Origin of the sequence: Anoxybacillus sp. B2M1 (assembly GCF_001634265.1) — a bacterium.
Classification (GTDB): domain Bacteria; phylum Bacillota; class Bacilli; order Bacillales; family Anoxybacillaceae; genus Anoxybacteroides; species Anoxybacteroides rupiense.
Window position 1 is genome coordinate 2858251 of the sequence record NZ_CP015435.1, and the last position, 23846, is coordinate 2882096.

23 protein-coding genes are annotated in these 23846 nt (G+C 45.0%); 13 read left to right on the plus strand and 10 right to left on the minus strand.

What is annotated here, in order from left to right:
- The first annotated feature begins 6 nt into the window (after positions 1 to 6).
- Positions 7 to 453, plus strand: a complete 447-nt coding sequence (locus tag GFC28_RS13940; protein WP_044742411.1) for a VanZ family protein — start codon at positions 7 to 9, stop codon at positions 451 to 453.
- 16 nt (positions 454 to 469) lie between these two features.
- Here the strand turns inward: GFC28_RS13940 and GFC28_RS13945 are convergent, their stop codons facing one another.
- A complete protein-coding gene (locus tag GFC28_RS13945; protein ID WP_044742412.1) occupies positions 470 to 1468 on the minus strand; it encodes a Gfo/Idh/MocA family protein in 999 nt (332 codons plus the stop codon).
- 395 nt (positions 1469 to 1863) lie between these two features.
- Here GFC28_RS13945 and GFC28_RS13950 point away from each other — a divergent pair, with 395 nt between their 5' ends.
- The 5 genes from GFC28_RS13950 to GFC28_RS13965 all read left to right on the plus strand — a co-directional run bounded on the left by GFC28_RS13950 (position 1864) and on the right by GFC28_RS13965 (position 6462).
- Complete coding sequence (locus GFC28_RS13950; RefSeq protein WP_044742413.1) at positions 1864 to 2739, plus strand: ROK family protein; 876 nt, start codon at positions 1864 to 1866, stop codon at positions 2737 to 2739.
- A 219-nt stretch (positions 2740 to 2958) separates the two neighbouring features.
- On the plus strand, positions 2959 to 3120 hold the full coding sequence (locus tag GFC28_RS19365) for a hypothetical protein (RefSeq protein ID WP_156450556.1): 162 nt from the start codon (positions 2959 to 2961) through the stop codon (positions 3118 to 3120).
- Positions 3121 to 3135: 15 nt separating this feature from the next.
- Complete coding sequence (locus tag GFC28_RS13955; protein WP_044742414.1) at positions 3136 to 4050, plus strand: TetR/AcrR family transcriptional regulator; 915 nt, start codon at positions 3136 to 3138, stop codon at positions 4048 to 4050.
- An 86-nt stretch (positions 4051 to 4136) separates the two neighbouring features.
- A complete protein-coding gene (locus GFC28_RS13960) occupies positions 4137 to 5738 on the plus strand; it encodes an MDR family MFS transporter (protein WP_044742415.1) in 1602 nt (533 codons plus the stop codon).
- 127 nt (positions 5739 to 5865) lie between these two features.
- A complete protein-coding gene (locus GFC28_RS13965; protein WP_044742416.1) occupies positions 5866 to 6462 on the plus strand; it encodes a TetR/AcrR family transcriptional regulator in 597 nt (198 codons plus the stop codon).
- A 316-nt stretch (positions 6463 to 6778) separates the two neighbouring features.
- Here GFC28_RS13965 and GFC28_RS13970 read toward each other — a convergent pair whose 3' ends face one another.
- From GFC28_RS13970 to GFC28_RS13990, 5 genes are all read right to left on the minus strand, one after another.
- Entirely contained in the window at positions 6779 to 8434 is a 1656-nt protein-coding gene (locus tag GFC28_RS13970; RefSeq protein ID WP_044742417.1) for a hypothetical protein, read from the minus strand.
- Between the two features lie 447 nt (positions 8435 to 8881).
- A complete protein-coding gene (locus GFC28_RS13975; protein ID WP_044742418.1) occupies positions 8882 to 9217 on the minus strand; it encodes a DUF779 domain-containing protein in 336 nt (111 codons plus the stop codon).
- Between the two features lie 93 nt (positions 9218 to 9310).
- Entirely contained in the window at positions 9311 to 10831 is a 1521-nt protein-coding gene (gene adh, locus GFC28_RS13980; protein WP_044742419.1) for an aldehyde dehydrogenase, read from the minus strand.
- A 298-nt stretch (positions 10832 to 11129) separates the two neighbouring features.
- Positions 11130 to 11627 carry a VanZ family protein gene (locus tag GFC28_RS13985; protein WP_231883395.1) on the minus strand — a complete coding sequence of 166 codons (498 nt, stop codon included), beginning with the start codon at positions 11625 to 11627 and terminating at the stop codon, positions 11130 to 11132.
- Between the two features lie 134 nt (positions 11628 to 11761).
- Complete coding sequence (locus GFC28_RS13990) at positions 11762 to 12328, minus strand: hypothetical protein (protein ID WP_044742420.1); 567 nt, start codon at positions 12326 to 12328, stop codon at positions 11762 to 11764.
- A gap of 245 nt (positions 12329 to 12573) precedes the next feature.
- Here GFC28_RS13990 and GFC28_RS13995 point away from each other — a divergent pair, with 245 nt between their 5' ends.
- The 5 genes from GFC28_RS13995 to GFC28_RS14015 all read left to right on the plus strand — a co-directional run bounded on the left by GFC28_RS13995 (position 12574) and on the right by GFC28_RS14015 (position 17078).
- Positions 12574 to 13080, plus strand: coding sequence for a competence protein ComK (locus GFC28_RS13995; protein ID WP_044742421.1), 507 nt, complete (start codon positions 12574 to 12576; stop codon positions 13078 to 13080).
- A 133-nt stretch (positions 13081 to 13213) separates the two neighbouring features.
- The gene (locus GFC28_RS14000; protein ID WP_044742422.1) at positions 13214 to 13648 is read left to right on the plus strand and encodes a DUF1284 domain-containing protein; all 435 of its coding nucleotides are present in this window, start codon (positions 13214 to 13216) and stop codon (positions 13646 to 13648) included.
- Positions 13649 to 13740: 92 nt separating this feature from the next.
- Positions 13741 to 15114 (plus strand): aspartate kinase, encoded by a 1374-nt coding sequence (locus GFC28_RS14005; RefSeq protein ID WP_044742423.1) that lies wholly within the window; start codon positions 13741 to 13743, stop codon positions 15112 to 15114.
- 379 nt (positions 15115 to 15493) lie between these two features.
- Positions 15494 to 16456: a processed acidic surface protein gene (locus GFC28_RS14010; RefSeq protein ID WP_052660930.1), complete on the plus strand. Its 963-nt coding sequence runs from the start codon at positions 15494 to 15496 to the stop codon at positions 16454 to 16456.
- A 1-nt stretch (position 16457) separates the two neighbouring features.
- Entirely contained in the window at positions 16458 to 17078 is a 621-nt protein-coding gene (locus tag GFC28_RS14015; protein ID WP_156487539.1) for a class D sortase, read from the plus strand.
- A 6-nt stretch (positions 17079 to 17084) separates the two neighbouring features.
- Here the strand turns inward: GFC28_RS14015 and GFC28_RS14020 are convergent, their stop codons facing one another.
- Positions 17085 to 17546, minus strand: coding sequence for a YwpF-like family protein (locus GFC28_RS14020; RefSeq protein ID WP_044742424.1), 462 nt, complete (start codon positions 17544 to 17546; stop codon positions 17085 to 17087).
- Positions 17547 to 17829: 283 nt separating this feature from the next.
- On the opposite strand from GFC28_RS14020, the gene ssb reads away from it, so the two are divergent.
- Both ssb and GFC28_RS14030 read left to right on the plus strand, forming a co-directional pair.
- Positions 17830 to 18174 (plus strand): single-stranded DNA-binding protein, encoded by a 345-nt coding sequence (gene ssb / locus GFC28_RS14025; protein WP_044742425.1) that lies wholly within the window; start codon positions 17830 to 17832, stop codon positions 18172 to 18174.
- Positions 18175 to 18545: 371 nt separating this feature from the next.
- Positions 18546 to 19040 carry a hypothetical protein gene (locus tag GFC28_RS14030; protein WP_066150468.1) on the plus strand — a complete coding sequence of 165 codons (495 nt, stop codon included), beginning with the start codon at positions 18546 to 18548 and terminating at the stop codon, positions 19038 to 19040.
- A 159-nt stretch (positions 19041 to 19199) separates the two neighbouring features.
- Here the strand turns inward: GFC28_RS14030 and GFC28_RS20000 are convergent, their stop codons facing one another.
- Genes GFC28_RS20000 through GFC28_RS14040 form a run of 3 tightly spaced genes read right to left on the minus strand, consistent with a single transcriptional unit; the run spans position 19200 to position 23660 of the window.
- Positions 19200 to 19322 carry a hypothetical protein gene (locus tag GFC28_RS20000; protein WP_255363044.1) on the minus strand — a complete coding sequence of 41 codons (123 nt, stop codon included), beginning with the start codon at positions 19320 to 19322 and terminating at the stop codon, positions 19200 to 19202.
- Positions 19319 to 22087, minus strand: coding sequence for a DEAD/DEAH box helicase (locus GFC28_RS14035; RefSeq protein WP_044742427.1), 2769 nt, complete (start codon positions 22085 to 22087; stop codon positions 19319 to 19321). The genes GFC28_RS20000 and GFC28_RS14035 overlap by 4 nt, the downstream gene beginning before the upstream one ends.
- The gene (locus GFC28_RS14040) at positions 22080 to 23660 is read right to left on the minus strand and encodes a hypothetical protein (RefSeq protein ID WP_044742428.1); all 1581 of its coding nucleotides are present in this window, start codon (positions 23658 to 23660) and stop codon (positions 22080 to 22082) included. Before GFC28_RS14040 ends, GFC28_RS14035 begins: the two co-directional genes overlap by 8 nt.
- Positions 23661 to 23846 lie beyond the last annotated feature (186 nt).

Genomic DNA, 23846 nt, shown 5'->3' on the forward strand with positions numbered 1-23846 from the left:
AAAGCAATGGTTCGCAAGTGGATTTGGTGGAGCTTAGTTGGCATATGGTGTTTGGTGATTTATGGTTTTAGCGAAGCTTCCTATTTTACAGGGGAAAATACGGCGCGCATCATTCAAAAATGGCTTGGTCACGAAGCATGGGCGGAAGCGGAGGGAGCCGCTTCCCCCTTGAATTTTGTCATCCGTAAGTTTGCTCATTTGTCTGCTTTTGGGATTTTGGCTGTACTGGTTTTTCAAGCGCTGTATCCGAAGCGGTGGGCCTATGTATGGGCGTGGAGCTTTGCGGCCGTTTATGCGGCGACAGATGAGTGGCATCAGTCGTTTGAACCGGGGAGGACGGCGCTATTTTCGGATGTCGTGATTGATGCCTGCGGCGCGCTCGTCGCCTTATGCCTTGTATGGATGTGGCAACAACGGAGGAAGCCAGCGCGCCTCAAGCGAAAAATTTCTTAAAATGAGACCCTTTGCTTTATTGGCAAAGGGTCGACTGGTCGGCAGGGAATCGAATGCCGGTTTGTGTTCGCGCTTCCTCCATTATTTCAGCTGTGATGAACGAATGGGCGTGTGAATTTGTTTCTGATTGGCGCTGGCCGCGCGTGATAAGCTGCGTCCATTCAAGCGCTTCATAATACATCGGATGATGCGTCTGCGGCTCTGTAATATCCTCGACTCGGCCATCGCGGTAGCGAATTTCCACTTTGGTCGGAGTATGGATGGCATCAATGACGATGCTTCCTTCTTCTCCTTGAATTTCTGCAGGAACATAGGAATTCGTGATTTTTGAATACATCACAACCGCATCCATATCGCCGTAATGAAGGACGATGCTTCCCTCGCCGTCGACGCCTGATTCCAGCATGACACTGCTGGCTTTTAACGATTGCGGTTTTCCAAATAAAACAACGAGCGGGTAAAGGCAATAAACGCCTAAGTCCATCAATGCGCCGTTTGAAAAAGCCGGATTAAAGGCATTTAACACCGTCCCTTGCTTATAGGCGTCATAGCGCGAGGAATATTGGCAGTAATTAGCGAAATAGCGGCGTATTTTTCCGATTTTATGAAGGTGGCGGCGGATCGCTTGGAAATTGGGTAGAAGCGTTGTTTTCATCGCTTCCATCAATACGACATCATTCGCTTTAGCCGCCTCTATCATCGCTTGGACTTCTTTTGTATTGGAGGCCAATGGCTTTTCGCATAAGACATGTTTGCCATGATTCATAAGCAAAATGGCTTGCTCGGCATGGAGCGAATTGGGGCTGGCGATGTAGACAGCGTCGATCTCATCGCTTTTGGCCATTTCTTCTAAATGAGTAAATGTGCGTTTCGCTCCGGTTTTTGCGGCAAACTGCTTTGCTTTTTCCTCGTCCCGGGAATAGACAGCGGTCAATGTCAGCTGGGAAATCGGCTGAGCAGCTTGTAAAAATTCTTGAGTAATCCAGTTCGTTCCGATTGTTGCGAGTCGAATCAAAAGTATCCTCTCCTTATTCATATTTAGTATCGTTCATTTTGCGTATGATGGACAAAAAAGCCAATCATTTCAGGCGGCATGCTGTTATTGGACATCATGAGCCTCCTTCGTTCTGCCGCACCGCCTTAGAATCGATTTCATTTAGCTTTCTGGCAGCGTGTATGTAAGACCATCGCAGTCCAGTCTTGCGGCGCGAAAAAACTTCGAAAAAGCGAAGGTTTTTAAGCATGGATGAGCGAAATAAATGCTAGCGAGAAAGTCTTAGAAGCACTGCTAAACAATGCCGTTAAAGGGTGGTGGTGTTTATTATACATGGGGTGACTAGTTTTTTCCATAGAGAAGTCTGGGTTGGATTGGTGTGACCATAAAAAGTGGACAGAAAGTGAGGAAAAAGCATGTATCTTGGCGCGATTGAAGCGGGTGGGACAAAATTTGTTTGCGCAGTCGGAGATGATGATGGCCGCGTTCATCAAAGAGAGAGGGTTCCAACAACAACACCTGAGGAAACGATGCGGAGCGTCATCCGTTTTTTTCAGCAGTTTGAACTAAAAGCGATCGGTATTGGATCATTTGGTCCGATTGACTTAAATAAAAGCAGTCATACGTATGGTTACATTACCAGTACGCCAAAGCGGAAATGGGAAAACTTTAACTTTGTAGGGGAGATGTCCAAATATTTTCCTGTTCCGATCGGCTTTGATACCGATGTCAACGCTGCTGCTTTAGGGGAGCAATTATGGGGAGCGGCCAAAGGAACCCATAGTTGCCTTTATATGACGGTTGGAACGGGAATCGGTGTGGGGGCTATCGTGGAGGGCCGGCTGTTGCATGGGCTCTTGCATCCGGAAATGGGCCATATTCTGGTCCGACGTCATCCTGAGGATGGTTTTGCCGGCTGTTGTCCATTTCATAACGATTGCTTGGAAGGAATGGCCTCGGGTCCTGCGATTGAAAAGCGCTGGGGTAAGAAGGGAGCCGAATTGACGAACCATACGGAAGTGTGGGAGCTTGAAGCCTTTTATTTAGGACAGGCGATCGCTCAATATATCCTGGCTCTTTCTCCGGAAAAAATCATTGTCGGCGGCGGGGTGATGAAGCAACCGCAGCTTTTGCCGGCTGTTCGCCGTTATGTGATAGGCTTCTTGAACGGCTATATTCAGCATGAAGCGATTTTACAGCATATCGATGAGTATGTGGTGCGGCCGGGACTTGGTGACAATGCAGGCATCTGTGGTGCCCTCGCATTGGCAAAACAGGCATTAGATGAATAACATCAAAATGGATGACCGTTCATTCAAAGCGTAGATCAGAACGGTCATTTTTATTGTGGATCATGTATAGATTGACTATTTGGTCATTTTTTGTCGATAAAATTTTGACTAATAGGTCATTTTTGTTTGAATATTATTCTTGATAAATGATGAAAAAGTATTTATAATGAGAATGACTGTTTGGTCGAAATTCGATGAGCGAATTGAGGTGCCTTTTTCATGGGAAAATATAAAGAAGAATTGTCTTGTAAGCAGCTTGTGGAAAAGCTTCAGAAGCATGGCGTTCATGCCGAGCTGGTGAAGCCTCGTACGAAGCTGTCCATTTATCCGAAGGTCTTTGTAAAAGGGTGCCTGCCTAACCAAAAGGTGTCTTGGACTTAGGAGTGGAAAATAGGAATGACAAAGCAACGCAAGGTTGAATTTATTAAAACCGCGATGAAGCTGTTTGCTGAAAAGGGGTATTATTCCACTTCCATTCAAGATATTGTCGAAGCTTGGGGCATCTCTAAGGGAGCATTTTATCATCATTTTTCCTCAAAGGAAGAGTTGATGCTCTCGGTTGTCAAATACTATTTAGATCAGTTGTTTTCACAGTTTATCCATGCGAAGCACGAGGGAGAAGTGGAATCGGAAAGGGAATTGTTGATCAAACAACTCGAAGTACAGTTAGAAAGCATTCATTCACAGAAAGATTTTTTTCAGATGGTAGTGGCGGAGCAAATTCCCAAAATTAACGAGAACCTTCATAGCTATTTACGCATGCAGCGCTCCCGCATATTCAATTGGCATTGTCAACGGTTGATTGAGGTATATGGCCAAAAAGTAGAAAGATATGTGTATGACGTAGCCGCCATGTTAAGCGGCATTTTACGTGAATACACCTTTTATATGATGTTTCATCCGAATAGGTTTCAAGCAAAGGAAATTGCCGCGTTTATTGTCCGTCGGCTTGATGCGATTGTCATGCACTTTTCTGAACACGAGGAGCCGCTGTTAAAGCAAGAGATGGTTCACTCTTTTATGGAAATGGCTGAACAGGAAAAGCGTAAACGAAAAATGCAAATGATGGATCAAATGGAAAGCTTAAAGAAAAAGCTATCGTCATTGTCGCTTGATAAAAAAACGTACCATCAGCTTCATTCCGCGCTGGATACGCTTGAGGCGGAATTTATGAATGAGCAATCAGCGCCGCGGGAATATGTGGTGAAAGGGATTTTATTATATATTGAAAGTCAGCAGATTCATCCGTTATGTGAAGCGCTTGATTCATTAAAAGAAGCCGTTCATGAATATATGGCCCAATATCATTAAAGTTCATATTCTGTTCATAAACATCAAGTACCATTGTTCATGAATATATGATATGACCTAACATCATGATAGATAGGAGAGATACGATGTCAGACACAGCTATATTAAATGCGCCATCTGCGATTAAGCATCGCAATTTGTTAATCACAGGATTAATTATTGCGATGTTATTCGGTGCGCTTGATGGAACCATTGTTGGAACGGCCATGCCGCGCATTGTCGGTGAGCTTGGAGGGATTGGCCTGATGACATGGCTGACGACCGCTTATATGCTCACATCGACAGCGGTCGTGCCGATTGCCGGAAAATTGGCGGATTTATTAGGACGAAGAGTCGTTTATGTATCCGGATTGGTCATTTTTATGGTTGGTTCGGCACTTTGCGGGATGGCGCATCATATGACCGAATTGATTATTTATCGAGGCCTGCAAGGGATCGGCGGCGGAATTATGATGCCGATGGCCATGATTATCATCGGGGACTTGTTTACTGGAAAAGAGCGCGCCAAATGGCAAGGGGTGTTTGGCGGTTTATATGGTCTTGCCTCCATTTTAGGTCCGCAAGTGGGCGGATGGATTGTCGACCACATGAGCTGGGAATGGGTGTTTTATATCAACCTTCCTGTCGGGATTTTGGCGACGATTTTCATTGCGATGGGGCTAAATAAGCATCAAGCAACAGGACCTGTCAAATTTGATATTGCCGGTATGTGTACGATGATTATCGGCGTTGTCAGCTTGCTGTTGGCGTTAACGTTTGGCGGCGATAAGTATGAATGGACATCTTGGCAAATTATTGGTTTATTTGCTGTAGCCATCGTCTTTTTAACAGCGTTTGTGTTGGTTGAGAGAAAAGCCGAAGAACCGATTTTGCCGATGCATTTCTTTAAAAATCGGACATTTACGATATTGAATGGCCTTGGCTTTTTAATGAGTGTCGGCATGTTTGGCGCGATTATGTTCGTTCCGTTCTTCATGCAAGGGGTTGTCGGCGTGAGCGCGACGCAATCTGGTACCATTATGACTCCGATGATGATCACAATGATTGTCGGAAGCATTATTGGCGGTCGAATTGTTTATAAAATCGGAGTGAAACCGCAGCTCATCATTGGTATGCTCATCATGGCTTCCGGTTTTGGTCTGCTTAGTACAATGGATATCGGAACGACAAAATGGACAGCGACCTTTTATATGATTGTGCTCGGATTAGGTGTCGGGCTAGTGATGCCACTTTTGACGTTGGCTCTGCAAGAAACCTTCCCGAAATCGGAAATCGGAGTCGTTACATCGTCAAGCCAATTTTTCCGCTCCATTGGTGGAACGTTCGGAATGACGATTTTAGGGGCGATTATGAATCATCGTTCAAGTCAGATTTTAGAAGAGCGCCTCATGCCAACTTTAACGGCGCTTCCGCCACAGGCGAAGGAAATGGCGGATAAATTTTCCCATATGATTCATGATAATCCACAGTCGCTGTATTCGATGTTGTTTAGTCCAGAGATGCTGGCGGGCATGCCTCAGCAAATGAAAGATGCGTTTATTCCTATTTTAAAGCATTCGCTCATCGAGTCGCTCCATTCCGTGTTTCTATTTGGTCTTGTGTTCATCGTATGTGGAGCGGCATTGACATTAGCCTTGCGAAAAATCACCTTGTCGGATCAGCGCCAAAAAGAAAAAGCGAGTGCATAATCGCACAGAAAAGGCGGGTTGTAGCCAAAGTCAACATGGGCTTTGACTACAGCCTTTTTACATTCCTTCATTTTTGCTAAAAATATTATAACACACTTGTATTAAAAAAACGTGATATAATATACGTATGCCCAAAATCGTGGATCATGAAAAACAGAGAAAGATGATTGCCGAAGCGACTTGGAGAGTCATTATGAGAGATGGATTGGAAAAAGCAACGGTTCGCAACATTGCAAAAGAGACAGGGATTTCGGTCGGTTCATTGCGGCATTACTTTGCCTCTCAGTCAGAGCTTTTAGCCTTTTCTATGCAGCTTGTCTCCGAACGGGTAAAAGAAAGAATGAGCGCCTTGCCTTTTTCCGGTCCGCCGCTTGAAGCGGTAAAACGTTTCCTATGCGAGCTTTTACCGCTCACTGATGAAACAAGAAAGGAAATGGAGGTGTGGTTGGCGTTTACTCAAAAGGCACTATGGGATAAGGAACTCCAGCCTTTAAGCAAACAAGTGTATGAGGAGCTTCGTTCTGGAATTCGATCGTTGCTTGAAGCATTGATTCGTCTTGGAGCAGTAAATCCTAATGTGCCAATTGAAATGGAAACAGAGCGTCTTTATGCGCTTATTGACGGCTTAGCCATGCATGGCATTATGCAGCCGCATCAGTTATCTTCTCAAGAAATCGAGGCGGTCATCGACTATCATTTACGTTCCATTTTTTATGAAGCATAAGAATATGGAACATGTTGAAGGAAAAAAGGGAGGCCTACTCAAGCCTCTCTTTTTTGGGCTATGCTAAACACGCTGCGGAATGATCAACATGAAAATGCCGCTACTTTTTGTATTTTTGTCTGATAGATCGATGCAACTGGACTTTTTAACATTCGACGGTTGGACGGCCGCCATTCATTTGTTCTGTAAGCGGCCTATTGTTCGGTCTTGCTTTGGCGTGACAAAGGCCGGTCTTGGATTGCCTCCGACCGTCAAAAATAGATTTGGCTTTTGCAGGGGAGCTATATGTGCCGTCAGAAAAGCACCCCATCATTTTTTAATAATCCGATACGTTTTTATAATCTTTCACCAAATCGCCGAATCCTTCTTCTTCAAGAGAAGCGATCACGGCTTTCGTCATCTCGATGTTGTGATTGACAAGGTATTGGGTTTTTGAAGTGATGAACCGATCGAAAACAGGGCTTCTCCCTGCCCCTACCTTTTCCAAATTCTTTTGGGCCTTCAATAAATCCTCTAATGTTAACAGCGGATAATCGGTGCCATGAAAAGTAAGGTCAGGATTTAACTGATACCATAAGTCTTTGTTGTCTTTAATCCATCTGTCTCCGATGTCTTCAATGCCCGTTTTAATATGTAACGCTGCTGTTAAATATGCTTCTTTTTTTGTTTCCAAATAGCTTTCTAGCAGGAAATTCATTTCTCCCAATGAATGATTTAAGGAAGCGTGAGTCTTTTTCTTTTGCGTGTTTCCGTAAAAATCACAAATAATATAGCCGTTCTCGGTTTGGATGTAGTTCTTTTTTTCCACCTGGTCTAATAAGTAATCAGCATAGAACAGAGCGATATCTTGGTACTCAGGAATGTTGAATAGCTTGCTGATCCGCTTTAAATAAATAGCGATATACTCGTTAAAGCGAGTATCATAATACGGAGCGGTAATTCCATAATTGTTTTTCAGCCACGTGCTCGTAATTTCAGTTGGAATTGGCTTGCCTAATTGAGCGCCATAATTTAATAAATTGGCCACTGAGTTCAGGATAAAGTCGTAAAAATATCTTTCTTTTGTTTTTTCATAGTGGTCGGCATAGCGTCGATCATGGACAAGAGCAAAATATCGTCCGTATCCAAATTTAGTAGACGGTTCGATCGACCACGGCAGCTTGCCAAACGGCCCATCAGCGGTATACCATTTGTTAATTTTCTTATACTCTTTCAAGGTGTGCTTTTCCCATTCTTTAAAATTTTCCATGTTTTGAAAAAGCGGTTGGGAGGAGTATAAGAACCAGCTTTCCGATAAACTTTGCTTTTTGGCAACATGAGGCATATGAATGACAATGCGCTGCCCTTGTCCAGTGATTTTCGTTTCATCGGTTTCTTTTATTAATTCGCGCAATTGGCTTTTTCGCGTATCACTGTATTGTTTGACTAATGGCACGGAATTGTAATTTTTGCTAATGACCATATTCGCATAAGCATCATCGCCTTTGAGCTCAACGAGTCCATGCGGTGTCGATGTAGGGTCCACGCCTAAAGTGGAATCATGCTCATGCTTAATTTTTTCAGAATGAAAACGAGTCACTGTATAGTTTGTAAAAGGCTTCTTGAACGATAGGGAAAAGTCAATCGTACTAGGTCGCGTCGTTTCATTTTGAAACTTGGTAAATACAAACATATCGTTGTTCTCTAATTTTCGGACGGTAACAGTCAGTGTGCCATAATGACGCGAAAGCGCCGTGGATGAGAACTGATAGACCGTAAAATAGTCTTGGGATTTAATGGATGATTTCGTGCCGCTTTTGATTTTTTTGAGACGGACGTCTTTGGCCTGAAGCTCAATATTTCCATCTGTGATCATCCCGTTTACTTGTATATGTAGAGTTTTGAAAAAAAAGAAATAGGCCAGTATACTAGCAGCTAATAAAAATAAAACTGCCGCCCCGATTACAGGCTTCCACCGTAATTTGTTGATCACGTTTTCCACTCCTTTTTTGCCAGCCTAAATGAAATGGTCGAACTTAGAAACTAGATCCATGCCACGTATGCCCATTTTTTTGGCGCTTCTTTTTTTGATAAAACATGTTGGATAGGTTGCCTGTTCATTAGCTTAAGCGAGGAGCTATGCCTTTGCGCTCATCATTTTCTATAAACATTGATTCTAGATGTCAGGATTGTCGAAATATGGAGTCAATAAAGCCACTCCCATTTTACAACATTTCTCATCAAATGGAAATTCCATATTTTTTGCTGAGGGCTTTTCTCACGCTTTTATATCGGAAGAAATAGGAAAATATAGAAGAGGTTCTAAGGAGGGGAAGGAGTGCTGGATATTCTCGAGGCAGATGAAGAGATCTGCTTGTTTGGCGGCATAAAAAAGAAGGACCATGCGGCCCTCTTAGTTTGGCAGGGTCTAGCGCGTTTTTTAGCCGAAGACCCGCGAGCGCGTTAAGAAGCGCACCCCTTCTGGGCCTTCAAGCGAAAACATGCCGCCGCGTCCGGGAACAACATCGATAATAAGCTGAGTGTGCTTCCAATATTCGTACTGCGCCGCCGAAATGTAGAACGGGCAGCCGCCGATTTCGCCAAGAAGCACATCTGAATCGCCGACGATCAACTCGCCTTGCGGATAACACATTGGAGAGCTACCATCGCAGCAGCCGCCAGATTGATGGAACATCAGCGGTCCATATTTCGCTTTTAGCTTTTCAATCAATTCTAGCGCCGCTTCCGTCGCTATCACTTTTGGCTGTTCGCCCATCATTTTTCCCTCCTTTCAAAAAAGGCAGCGCGCAAGCTGCACACTGCCTTGTTGAAATGTTTGCTTAGCCGTCGATCTTTACGGCGTTTTTTATTAAAAGAATCCAAGTTTTTGAGGCGAATAGCTGACAAGCAGATTTTTGGTTTGTTGATAATGCTCAAGCATCATTTTGTGCGTTTCGCGTCCGATACCGGACATTTTGTATCCGCCAAATGCAGCGTGAGCTGGGTAGGCGTGGTAGCAGTTCGTCCAGACGCGTCCAGCCTGAATGCCACGTCCAAAGCGGTAAGCAGTGTTGACGTCGCGCGTCCAAACACCAGCGCCAAGACCATACAATGTTTCATTGGCGATGGCGAGCGCTTCCTCTTTGTCTTTGAATGTCGTCACAGATACGACTGGTCCAAAAATTTCCTCTTGGAAAATGCGCATTTTATTGTGGCCTTTGAAAACGGTTGGTTTGACATAATATCCATTGCGTAATTCGCCTTCCAAGAAATTGCGCTCTCCCCCGATGAGCAGATCGGCTCCTTCCTGCTTTCCAATATCAATATAGGATAGGATTTTTTCTAGTTGCTCGGAAGACGCTTGAGCGCCGATCATTGTTTCGGTATCGAGCGGATTGCCTTGCTTAATTTGTTTGACTCGCTCTAACGCCCGCTCCATAAAGGTGTCATAAATGGATTCTTGAATGAGGGCGCGAGATGGGCATGTACACACTTCGCCCTGATTGAGAGCAAACATCGTAAAGCCTTCAAGCGCTTTATCAAAAAATTCATCGTCTTGTTCAGCCACATCGGCAAAGAAAATGTTTGGTGATTTGCCGCCAAGCTCAAGTGTAACTGGGATGATGTTTTGCGATGCGTATTGCATAATGAGCCGGCCCGTTGTCGTCTCGCCTGTGAATGCCACTTTGGCAATGCGAGGATTGGAGGCGAGCGGTTTTCCTGCTTCGAGCCCAAAGCCGTTGACAACGTTGACGACTCCTTTTGGTAGAAGATCTTCGATGAGTTCAATCAATACGAGGATGGATGTTGGTGTTTGTTCTGCTGGTTTTAATACGACGCAGTTTCCTGCCGCCAGTGCTGGTGCCAACTTCCATGCCGCCATTAAAATCGGGAAATTCCAAGGGATGATTTGTCCGACGACCCCAAGCGGCTCTTTAAAGTGATAAGCAACTGTATCATTGTCGATTTCTGCAAGCGATCCTTCTTGAGCGCGAATGCAGCCAGCAAAATAGCGGAAATGGTCAATGGCGAGCGGAATATCGGCCGCGAGTGTTTCGCGGACGGGTTTGCCGTTTTCCCACGTTTCGGCAACCGCCAGCATTTCCAGATTTTCTTCCATGCGGTCAGCAATTTTGTTTAAGATGCGGGCCCGTTCCGTGACCGATGTGCGGCCCCACGCTTCCTTTGCTTCATGGGCCGCGTCTAAAGCCAACTCGATATCAGCTGCTTTCGAACGAGGCACCTCGCAATACGGCTGTCCAGTCACTGGAGAAATGTTTTCGAAATATTCCCCGTCGACCGGAGGCACCCATTTGCCGCCAATAAAGTTTTCATAGCGTTTTTTAAACGTGATGAGAGAACCAGGGTGTCCAGGCTGAGTATAAATCATCCAAATTCCCCCTTTGTTTCTCTTATATGCGCTTACAAAGGAAGCGCATACAAAATATAGTGAAATTTCTCCCCAGGAAAATCATAGCATTATATGGGGAGGTTGTCAAAATAAAACGATGAATCTACACCCGATAACGATTATACTCACGGGTTTTGTAGAATATGACATAAAAGATGTGAACGACTCCCACTTCGCTAACGAGACAGGAATCTTTCGTTTTCATTTATTTCGTAAATATACTTCAAAAATGGGTTTAATTTAATATTCAGTTTATGTATCCATGCTTTGAAAAGGATCATGAACGCTTGAAAGAGGCCGTATCTAAAATGGCACCAGAGAAATTGAATAGGACATCGTTCATATCGACGTATTTAAAAGTAAATCCAACGATTAATGCGATGATTAATTGTAAGCATTCCAGACAAATTCCTAATAAAACTCCCAATAACGCGATCCGTTTGCAATTAACCTTTGCAATAAAAGGAATACCAAATCCAAAAGGGATCGTTAATAAAATGTTGAGAAGCGATGTTTTCATATCTTCTTTATGGAGGTTAAACGGTATAAAATTAGCATCTCTCCATACATTTTGCCCGATTTCCTTTTTCATTTCAGGATCTAAAATAATCGGAAATTGAGTATAGTTTAATACATTGCATAGGTAAATGTAGAATAGGGAAAAGAAAATAAGGTAAAGATTCGTTTTTTTAAATTTCCATTTAAGTAATACAATAAGAAATCCCCATAATAAGACGGCTCCTATCAGAATCGATCCGTCAAAATCAATTAACATAGCTCATGGCTCCCCTCTAAAATGAACTAGGGAGTCTAAAAAAATAGACATCCCCAGTTTAATCGTTTAATTGAAGACTGTTCCACTACCTTTGCATACAACATATAAAAAAGACTGACACACGGTCAGCCTTTCTAATAGGTCAGTTCCAGCCCCTCCAAAAGAAGCGTCGCATATGCGCCGCTCAAATGATGGAAGGCTTCCAGCATGTCTTTTGGATCAACGGTGAAAAAGTTTTTCATAATCTCTTGGTTTTGCTCATGGATAAAGCTGAAAATAAAATCAGTTTTGATGCGATTGGCCACTAAAATAGCGCAATATGACCGTTCAAGCTGCATTTTGCGCTCGTGCTCCTCCAGCTGTGAGAAATGGGAAGCATATCGGTCAATAAGAGTCGGAAGCTGGTCTTGAATGCGGGCCTGCGCTTCTTCCATCATCGCTTCAACAGCAGCCGTCGTCGGAAACGCTTGATTGGTTAAAATCGTTTGCAAAACATTTTGCAGTGCATAGGTCGATTCTGTCGCAAAAGCCACATTTCCAAGCAGCAGTTGCATATATTCCTCTTCATGTCCAGCGTCAATTCTCATTTTCATAATCACTTCAAGCACATCGGAGTGGATTTTTTCTTTCGTCCAGCTGCCGATAAGCTGCTGCATCAACGCAGATAACACTTGTGATAGTTCTTCTTTTGTTACTTCCATCCATGGGTCCCTGCCTTGTTCTTGTATATAGTGATGTACATCTAGCATGCCATTGTTGGCAATGGAAAGTCAATAGAGAGCCTGGTGAGGAGGAAAAATTTTGCCGTAATGATAAAAATTATTTTTAAATTTGTAATTTTTTGTATAATAGAGATGGAGGTGGTCATAATCGATGAGATTTCTTTGTTCGAAAATCGAACATACGTACTAAATTTGGATGATTATCAATATAGGGGGAACTTGGAGTGAGAAGGCACTATGAAATCGTGGAAGATACGCAAGCACTTGAGCCGTTCTACAATGAGTACGGCCAATTATGCACCATTGTCCATGAAACCAATGCGACGTATATAGTAGAAAAGTCGCCGTTAAAAATTGTCGAGCATAGCTGCACCTACTATGGATGCGGCTACGAAGGACGATTGGAGGCAGCGAAGCTTATTTTAGGACTCAAGCAAATGGTTCCCATTTGTGTTTGTACTTCTTTGCGATTATATATGATCCCCACTTGCTCCCCGGAAAGCGATAAATGCTTTTGGCTCGCTCTGCGCCATATTCACGGTATTGAGCGGTACAAGCAGAAGCAGGCAAAGGTCATTCTCTCCAAAGGATCATCTCTGATTCTTGATGTGCATCGCGATACACTTGAAGCGAGGCGGGCCAAAGCGACTTTGCTGTTTTTCACGCTTGAGACGCGTTGCGGCATTTATAAAATCATCGAACAAAAATTCCCATTGTGGCGGTTTTTTTAAGGCGTCCGCCGAGAGGACTTCGGTTTCCAAGTGCGGCGCAGACCGGGGCGACTTCTGACGATCTCGTACATCAAGTCCAAGTTTCGGCGTATAATGAAAGGGATATCGAAAATGGGGGAGGGGGAAGACGAATATGAAGCCATTGCGGCTAAGAGGACATCATTTATTATGCGTCCATGGATTCCGCGGCATGGGATACAGCCCGTCGTTTGTGGAAAAAATGAAAGAGATTGTGAAGGAAATCCGCAATGAAGAAAAAGATTTCCCGATTCAAGTGGTGGTGGCGCTCGATGAAGCATGCTCCACCTGTCCGCATCACGGAGAGTCGACATGCCAAGCTTCTCCTCGTTCCAATGACCATGTGGTCGCGATGGATCGAAGAGTGATCAAGCATTTAGGGCTTGAAGAAAATAAGATTTATTGGAAATCAGAGCTTTTGCAGCGGACCGCTGCCAGCGTGCGTCCAGACGATTTAGATCACTTATGCGCCAATTGCTCATGGCTTCCGTATGGCGTATGCAAAGAGGGCATTGCCAACGTACGCACGGGAAATATTCAACAAAAATGAATGAATTATCAGAAATTAATGCTTCTCCTTCGGAAAAAATGTGGTATGATAACAAAATATAAATAATCTTTAAACAGAGAGGGTTATGGAAGATGAAAGTAGCAAAATTCGGGGGAAGCTCTGTAGCGAGCGCCGAGCAGTTCCGCAAGGTGGCAGGCATTATCCAATCCGATCAGCAACGGCGCATCATCGTTGTATCAGCCCCAGGAAAGCGGTATAAAGCCGATACAAAGGTGACCGACTTACTGATTCGCTTGGCGGAAGCCGTTATGAGAGGAAACGAATACGACAGCTTGATTGAAGCCGTTGTCGAGAGATATGCGGATATCGCTAGGGGCTTGGAACTGCAAGCATCGGAGGTTATAGAGCAAATGAAAGCCGACTTGCAGCAAAAAATCGTTGCCTATCATGATGACCATCTCCGTTTGCTTGATGCGCTCAAGGCGAGCGGCGAAGACCATAATGCCCAATTAATGGCCTTTTACTTGCGGAGCCTTGGCATGGAAGCGCGTTATGTAAGTCCGCGTGAAGCCGGCATTTTTGTAACGGATGAGCCCGGCAATGCCCAAATTCTGCAGGATTCCTATGAAAAGCTGAGCAAGCTGAAGCAATGCTCAAATATTGTCGTGATCCCCGGATTTTTCGGCTATTCATTAACAGGACATATTGTCACGTTCCCGCGCGGCGGTTCAGATATTACTGGTTCGATCGTAGCCGCTGGAGCCGTCGCCGATGTGTATGAAAACTTTACAGATGTGGACTCCATTTATTGTGTCAATCCGTCGATGGTCGAAAATCCACGGCAATTGCGGGAAATTACCTATCGTGAAATGCGAGAGCTATCTTATTCGGGATTTTCGGTATTTCATGATGAAGCGCTCGAGCCGGTATATAAAGCAGGAATTCCGGTATGCGTCAAAAACACCAACAACCCGGAGGCCCCCGGAACTTGGATTGTCGCCAAGCGGGACCACCGGAATGTGCCGGTTGCCGGCATCGCCAGTGATACAGGTTTTTGCAGCGTTAACGTAAGCAAATATTTAATGAACCGCGAAATCGGATTTGGCCGGAAGCTGCTGCAAATTCTAGAGGACGAAGGCATCTCGTACGAACACGCGCCATCTGGAATTGATAACATGTCGGTCATTTTGCGTGCCAATCAGCTGCAGGGAGAAAAAGAGCAGCGGATTATGGATCGGATTCAAACGGAGCTAAAGGTTGATGAGATTCATATTGAATATGGCTTGGCGCTCATTATGGTGGTCGGAGAGGGAATGGAGCGCGCTGTCGGGGTCGCGGCCAAAGCGACAGCGGCGTTTGCCCAAGCGCAGATTAATATTGAAATGATTAACCAAGGCTCTTCTGAAGTAAGCATGATGTTTGGCGTGAAGGAAGAAGCGGTAAATAAAGCTGTCCGTGCCCTGTACGACGCATATTTTGCGCCCGTATATGCACAAAAAGAATAGACGAAAGACAAAACCATCCATCTCTTTCTAGTTTTTTGAAGATGGATGGTTTTTATTATGGTTCACGAATGCGAGAGCCCTGCCGAGAATCATAACCAGCATGGCATCCGCTTTGTCTGGGCATTTTCAAAATGGCTTTCCTCTTTCCTCTAGCTGTTGTGCTTGTGACTTATGTAGCTGACATGTCCATTTAATCAGGAGTTCATATAAGGGAGCGGCGAAGACGTGCTGCCGGTAAATGCCCCCCTTTTCTAAATCCACTTCTCACAAACAAAGAAGCTTTTTCATGTTTGAAAAAATAAAAGATAGTAAATACATAAGAGTATGCATAATGGAAAATAATACTATCGTATGAATTTTTTTAAGGGAGGAACAAGCGTTGAAAAAGCTTCTTTGGGTCATCGTTTTCTGCTTTTTTATTGGTATAGACGGATTTGGACAGCCAGCTGCAGCGCAAGTGAACGAGAAAGAAGTACAATCGTACATAAGCAGCTTTGGATGGACGATGAATGATTTACAACAGTATTTAAGTGATTATGACAAGACGCTGGCGGATTTTGCGACGGTGGATGAACTGAAGCAATGGCTCGGAACGCCGATTACAGAGGAGCAATTAAATGAATTGCTTGTGCGCCATAAACTAACAAAAGAGGAGCTAGAAGCATTGCTCGGTCAATTCGGGGAGACGTTGCAGGATTATACGTTTATTGAGGATTTGGATGCGGCGGTTCATTTTTATTTGCATCATGATGCGGCGATGCAGCAAATCAATGATATGCTCTCTGCGATCGGATTTACTGAACAAGAGGCGAACCGCTTGTTTGACCATATCATGGCGCTTGATGAAAAAGCTCTGGCCGAGAAAATGAAAAAGCTGGACGCGAGAATGGAGCGGTTTCTCAATATAGAGGATCCGACGAAGCTGAAGAAGCAACAAAAAGAGGAGCTGCTCTCTATTTGGGAGGACATGCTGGCAACGTTAGAAATCCATCCTGTATTTTATTTAGTGAATGGTCAAAAGGAAGAAATATCCTATCAGAAACTGCTGGATATGAACACGCTGGGAGGCCGCGATTTGCTTGTTGAGCTTCGCAACTCTCAAGGAGAGATCTTGGCGGATATGCAGCTGTCTGAAGAAATGCTCAAATCAGGGTATATCCTTCATGCCGGGGAAAATCTGATTCACGCTGGGGAAATCGGCGGTGAAATGAAAGCGAAAATGCAGGGCGAAAAAATGCCGAATACGGCCTCGCCATATATGGAGAATATGCTGCTTGGTCTGATGATGATTCTGCTTGGAGCCGTGATGTATTGGCGGAAGCGGGAGAGAACGGTGAAATAAGATGAGAAAAGCGAGGTATAGGAAATATGTAGCCATTGGCTGGATGATAGCGGGAAGCATGGTGGCCGCATGGAATGGGTATGCGTATTGGGAAGGATACCGTGCCGTTCAGCCCATCGCTACAGAGTCTAAACCCATCTCTAAGCCCGTCATCTCATCTGTCGAGACAAAGACAGGTCAGCCGGAGCCGAAACTGGATGAGCACATGGGGACCTTGTTTATTCCTAAGCTTCATATTTCGATCCCCATTTATCATGGAGCGACAGAACAGCAGCTTCGCAAAGGGGTCGGGCATTATCCAAAAAGCGCTTTACCTGGCGAAGAAGGCAATGTCGTGCTATCCGGCCACCGCGACACGGTATTTCGCCGCTTAGGAAGCGTGGGAAAGAATGACGAGCTGATTGTCCAAACGAAAGCTGGCGAGTTTATTTATCGGGTGAAAAAGGTGCGCATTGTTTCGGAAAACGACCATACGGTGCTTGTGGAGAAGCCGCGGCCGACGCTAACGGTAACGACTTGCTATCCCTTTGATTTTATCGGAAATGCCAAACAGCGGTATGTTCTTGTGGCGGATTTCATTTCGCCATCAGCCAGCCGAAAAGAGCAACAAAAAAAGGGCTAGAATCATCTAGCCCTTTGTTGCTTGATCCACTTTTACAGGTTCGCGCCACTTCATGCCGCGGCGCTCATGAAGCTCATGCTTAAATTCCTTCAGCAGCGCTTCACCCTGCAATCCTTTTTCAACAAGCCCGGCAAGCACAATCTCTGCCAAATCTGTTCGATTACGGATCATAAGTCCTTCCATGAGCACACTAATATGCTCCTTCATCGATGTAACAGAATGAATGGTTGCAAGCATATAAGCTGGATCATTGCCGGTGTGGGAAATGGTCACTTCGAGGCGAACTTCATCTTGAGAACGTTGGAGTTTTGCGAATAGTGGTTCATATTGTTTATCTATATATGTTTCAACGAGCCATCGGTTTCTGCCATCTTCCTTATTGATGATGAGCCCGTCAATGAGCGGAATTTGCTGGCGATGTAGATGATCGTCAATGACCTGAACCCCCACAAGCTTGAAGGTTTTCATTTTATCACCTCGTCAATGTTGTCTCAAACAAGATTATAACACAATCATATTGGAAAAAGAAAATGAACAAACGGGATTGATCAACAAGCTTCACACGAAAAAAGATAAAAAAATGAAAAAAATTGAATTTTTTTGTCGTTTTTTGCATCATTAGAAAATAGTCTTATCGATATTTTGTGAAAAAGTAAATAAAAAAATTCAAAAGTCGCTATTTTACGGATCAAACTGCCATGATTTATGCTAGAAATGCGGCCAATATATAATGATAGAAGGGAGGAATGGAATGATTAACCAGGTCGTGTTAGTCGGCCGTTTGACGAAAGATCCAGAACTTCGCTATACGGCAGATGGGGCAGCGATGGCGAATGTGACGCTGGCCGTAAGCCGCAGCTTCCGCAATACGGACGGTGAAATTGATACAGATTTTATTCATTGCAAGCTATGGCGAAAAATAGCGGAGAACACGGCTCATTATTGCCGCAAAGGCTCGATTATTGGCGTCATGGGCCGCATTCAAACACGAAATTACGAAAATCAAGCGGGAAAACGTGTATATGTGACCGAGATTATTGCCGAGTCTGTTCGTTTTATGGGCGGCAAGGCCGCCGTATGGAACACGCAAGAGTAATCCCGTCTAAAAATGGATCCTCTTATTTTCCCCATAAACAGAAAGATGATGTCCTCATCTAACGGTTTTCCTCGATTCGTCCCCTCACATATTGGCCAGCCGCATATGGTTGGCCCTTTTTCCATCATGAGAGCTGCCTCTTATTAGGAGATTGTCGTTCAAACAAAATTTGTTCGATAGAGGCCATCTCAACTTTCAGCAAGCAAATGGAGGCCTGCCAATCAAACTCAGTTGAAGGATAGATAGTCCCATTATATTTGGTCCGTTTACGTTTTATGAATGAAGCTGTACAAGGGTTTTTGAAAGTTTGTTCGTATTTTAGCCCAAAAAAACCTGCTGCCTGAAAGATTTTTAAGGAAAGGAGAATGTTTGTGAATCTTTATCTAGCTGATATTGCCGTGCATGAAAAAAAGCAAAGCAAGCGCTGTGAGCCCTCGTGCCGCGTGTTTATTCGAGAAATCAATAGCGCCTGGTCTTTGCCGTTTCATTCAAGGCCGGCCCATCGTTTTTCTTATTCGCTCTCGCTGTTAAAGAGGGAGACGAACACGACCGCGGAGCTTTGCCACGGACAATGGCTGCGCGTGATTCAGTGCCAAGAAAATGCGCGTGTGCATCTTCTGTTCAAATCGGTCGATCATCGCTATATGTTCGCCGTCGCCCTTCATTTAAAAACAAGAACGGTTTCCGTTGTGTCCTACGAATGGAGCGACGTGCAGCGAAAGCATGTCCGTCTCTGTGCTCATGAGCTTCTTGCGATCGAACGCCAGCTAATTTTTCAGATTCTACAAACCTTTTATATTTACCGAAAGCAGCAGATATCGTATTTGGCGATGTTCCGGCCGGAGCCGAGGCAGCCGTCGGGATGATGGAGCTATCCTTTGATCCTATCAGACGAGCCCGGCATGCTGGCTGCTTCTCTATTTTCTTTTGCTGCATATCTTATCCATATACTATATCATATTTCATGCCCCCGTTGTTCGTGTGGATGAATGAACGATATCCATGCGGCGCAAAAATGAAATCGATCATCTGAGGCTGCTGTTTGTTTGCTGGCGGCTGGCTATTTTTTTCGCCATTTGCTCACGCAGTTTTTCCCAAGCCGTTTGCTTGCTTGCTTCCTTTGTTTTCTTTCTCCGTGTGTTTTTCATGATCGTTCCGCTCCTTTATGAACCATGGCTGGCAAAATCAATAGCTCCCGTAGTTCTTCATTAGAAAGCTCGGTGATCCATGCTTCGCTTTGGATAATTTCGTTATTCAGCGCTTGCTTGCGCTCAATCATTTCATCGATTTTTTCTTCTAGCGTGCCAACCGTAATCAGTTTGTGAACATGAACAAACCGCTTTTGGCCCATGCGGTAAGCGCGGTCTGTCGCTTGATTTTCGACAGCGGGATTCCACCAACGGTCGAAGTGGATCACGTGGTTGGCTGCGGTTAAGTTTAATCCGATGCCTCCAGCCTTTAAGGATAAAATGAACATATGAAAGGCACCTTGTTGAAATTGCTCAATCATGCGGTCGCGTTCCGCTTTCGGGACGCTGCCGTTTAAAAAGAGCGCTTGTTCGTGAAAATGGGAAGAGATCAACTGTTGAATCATCCGCCCCATTTCGATATATTGCGTAAAAATTAGGCAGCTTTCTCCGCGCTCACGGATTTGCTCGATCAGCTCCAGTAACTTTTCTAATTTGTGGGATCTAGCTAAAAGGTTGGTCGGATTGGCTTCTTTTAAATACAGGGCCGGGTGGTTGCATAGCTGTTTCAGACGGTTTAGCATTTGCAAAATAAGGCCGCGCCGTTCAAATCGGTCTGCTTTTTCGATGTCGGCCAGCGTCTGCTGAACAAGCTCTTCATAAAGAGATGCCTGTTCGGCCGTCAACGGGCAATATTCTTTTTGTTCAAGCTTATCAGGAAGGTCAAGAGCGATCGCTTTATCGGTTTTCGTACGCCGCAATAAAAACGGGCGGATCAAATTTTGCAGTACCACCACTTTTTGGGCATCCCGTTCCTTTTCAATAGGGATGGCAAAGCGGCGTTGAAATTGCCTTTGGCTGCCTAAATAACCGGGATTGATAAAATGAAAAATGCTCCACAGCTCGCTTAGCCTGTTTTCCATCGGCGTGCCGGAAAGGGCGATTTTATGACGGCTGATGAATGTTCGAATTGCGCGTGCTTGTTTCGTATCGGCGTTCTTAATGTTTTGGGCCTCATCTAAACAGATGGTGTCCCATTCAATGGATTTTAGCTCGTCGCTGTCAAGATGAGCCAAGCTGTACGAGGTGAGGACGAGATCGGCCCGCTTGACCGCGGCAACGAACGCTTCTTTCTTTGCGCGGTTTGAGCCATGATGAATATAGATGTTTAAAGACGGGGCAAACCGCTGGCATTCTTTTTGCCAATTACCGATCACGCTCGTTGGGCAAATGAGCAGAGACGGCTGTTGATTGGCCTCATGCTTCTGCACGTATGTCCAGTAAGCGAGCATTTGCACCGTTTTACCAAGCCCCATATCGTCTGCCAGACAAGCGCCAAGACGAAAGCGGCGCAAAAAGAGCAGCCAGTCGACACCACGCTGCTGGTATGGCCGCAGTGTTCCTTTAAATGAATGAGGAATGGAAACCGATGGAATACGGTCAATGTTTGTCAGCTTGCTTACAAGCGTTTGAAAACTGCGATTTAGCTCAATGGCAAACCGACGGAGCTCGTCGGTCTCTTCGGATGTTTCGCTTTGTGTTTGTTGTACGAAGGCTTCCTGTAGAATGTCGCGAATGGCCACTCCTTCTTCTCGCGCTTTTTTCATTAAAGACTGTACGTGCTGAATCAGCTTAGGATCAAGCTGAATCCAACGTCCGTGCACTTGCATGAGGCGACGCTTTTGCGCGACAAGCTGGTCGAACTCCTCTTCACTAAGCTCCACACCGTTTGTGGCAATTTTCCAATCAAAATCGACAAGTGCATCCAGTCCTAATCGTGACGGATTGGATGATGGAGAAGACTTCACTTTTGCTTTTAGCGTGAGGCGTGTCTGTTTGACCGCTTCCCACCAAGAAGGCAATAAAATGCGCACGCCGGCTTCTACGAGCTGTTCGCTTGCCTCCGATAAAAAGCGCCATGCTTGTTCATCATCCAAATCAACCAAAAGCCCGCCGTTTTCATCAGCAAGCCAAGGTACGACTTTCATCCAGAGGCGATGGGCGCGTTGAATGGCTTGTTCGTGTTCCCGCCATCCATCTGGCCACTCCATGGACTTGTGCCAGACGAGCGCTTCCGTTTCATCATGAGCAACGAGCACCGTTTCTAGAGACCAATGGGAGAAATCCTCCATCGGCTCGGTAAGGCGCAGCGCTACCATAAACGGAGGACGCTGGCCATTCCAGCCAATTTCGTACAGCCAGTCGTCTTCATTGGTGGGCCAATAGGGGATATGGCTGGTAGTGAGCGGATAGGTGCGAACAATTTCCTCCCATGTTTCGTTTAGCTCGCGGTCGCGTCTGATCCACTCATTAATCGCAAGCGAACGCCATTTTATTAAAAAGGGATCTTCATCAGCTCCATCCTTCCGTTTCCAACCGAATCCGCCTTTTTTCCATGCGGAAAAATCGGGCATGAGGCGCATTTCGCAAATATCGTCCATCATTTCTTGCGCCCACTGTCGCCAAGTAGACAAGCTTTCGCTCCACTCAAGCGGAGCCAGCTCATTTTCAGGGGAAAGTGCAAAAAAAGTAGCCGCTTCCCATGGAGAAAGCAAAACTCCTTCCTCATGGCCTATTTTGGCACTCGACAAAAGCGTGCCGTAAAAGCTTTCCTCATGCCAGGAAAAAGCGATCGTTTGCCAAAGATTCAAAGGGACGTTGCTGTAGAGGAAAAAAGCTTCTTCCTCATCAAGCCATCGTCCCATAAGTGTAATGGTCTTAATCATTCAGCAACTTTCCTTTCTGCATTTCTTCATAAAACGCTCGCATCCGCTTCGTTTCGGCCAACAATCGCTCACGGTATTCGAGCCATATATGATATTTGCCCAATGACCGGTAATAGGAGCGCAGCTTTTTTAAATATTTAACGGCGCGTTTATAAGCTTGGCGATTTTTCATTTGAATCATTTTTTGTACGCCGTGATGGTAAAGCGGCAGCAATAATGAACGATCGCTCTTTTCGATCTCGGCCAAAAACGAGCGGTGGATATCTTCAATTTCCATATGGGCGATGAGATGCAAATCGACCCATTTTTTATATTGGCCGCTTGCCATGAGAAAATGGCTGTAATCATAGGCGCTATATGGAAGCAGCTTTTGCAGCATCCTCTCGTAGTAGGTTCCATCTCCAGTAGTCTCTGTATAGTGTTCCAATAGATGGAGCACTTCTCTGATAATTTGCGTTCTATTATGATGAGAGATGGTCTCGAGCGAAGCGACAGCATCTAGGCACAGCGGCCACCACGCCTTCATCCGCGTCCACTGTCGAGTATGGGAAAGCTCCCGAAGCCAAAACAGCAAATACGAAACAACCGGCATATCAGACTGTTTGAGAAACGCGAATGCTTCTCCATCATGACGGCGCAAAAAGGCGAGATGGGCTAAAGCGATCAGGCTTTCCTTCTTTAAAGAGGGATGCTCTAGCTTCGGCTGCAGCTTCTCTTGCTCATGCTCCGTAGATAATCCGCCTTGAACGAGCATGTTCCATACGGTTTGATACACGCGAATGCGCAAGTCCGGCAAATTTGGACCGGTAAATAAGAGAGAATGCACATATTCTTGAGTTTCTTTCAGCAGTGTGGAATAGGCTGCTGGTATGGACATGCTGGCAAGAGATGCGCATTTATTGTGAATGACGCTTACGAAGTCAGAAGCGGCTGCTTCCCAATAGGAGCGATGGTAGGAATATCGCTGAAACCGTTCGCTATATTCGATCAGTTGCTCAAAGGTAAACAGTGCAGCGTGAAGATGATAAAGCTGTTTTTCAACGGACAAATCAGGAGCTTTATCGAGCAGTGATGGAAAAAAACGGTCGCATAAATGATGGGCGAACCAATAGTCAATCATGCGATAATGAGTTAAAAAGCGGTGATAAGCCTGTTCAAATTGTTCCCGCCAACTGCTCGATGAACCTGACGGCTTTCCGCTTTGGCTGGCTTTGGCCAGCTTAATCGATGGTTGTCTTTGAGTCCACGTTCGGACCAGTTCTCCGACGGGGCCGACATTTGCGTATAAATAAAAAAAGAGCGCCAATCTGTGCGAGCATATAGGAGCTGCTCCGCATTCGCAGCGGCCTTGTGAAAGATCAGTAAAATGAAGCGTTAATTGGTGTACCTTTTCGTCTAATACGTGAGCGTGCACCGTTTGAGAATCGAGTAAATGAGCGTTATAGACGAAGCCTTCTCGATAAAGCTTCAATCCTTTTTTTAAATCGGCTTCGTGCAAAGGAAAGGCTATTTCTCGTTGAAGCTGGCGGGCCGTTTCCTCCAGCGCCGCTTTCGACAGGTTTGCTTGCAGCAACTGTTCTCATCCTTTCCCGAATCGTTTCTATTCTTTCATTACTAATTGCTTTTCTCGTCATTTATACAAGAATTATAACAAAAGTCTCCTTCAATAAAAAAGAAAGTTTCGTTATACTAGAACTAGCGCCAGTCGAAAAAAAGAATTCAAGTGCTGGATTCCTTTTTTCGACATGGCGAACGGTTA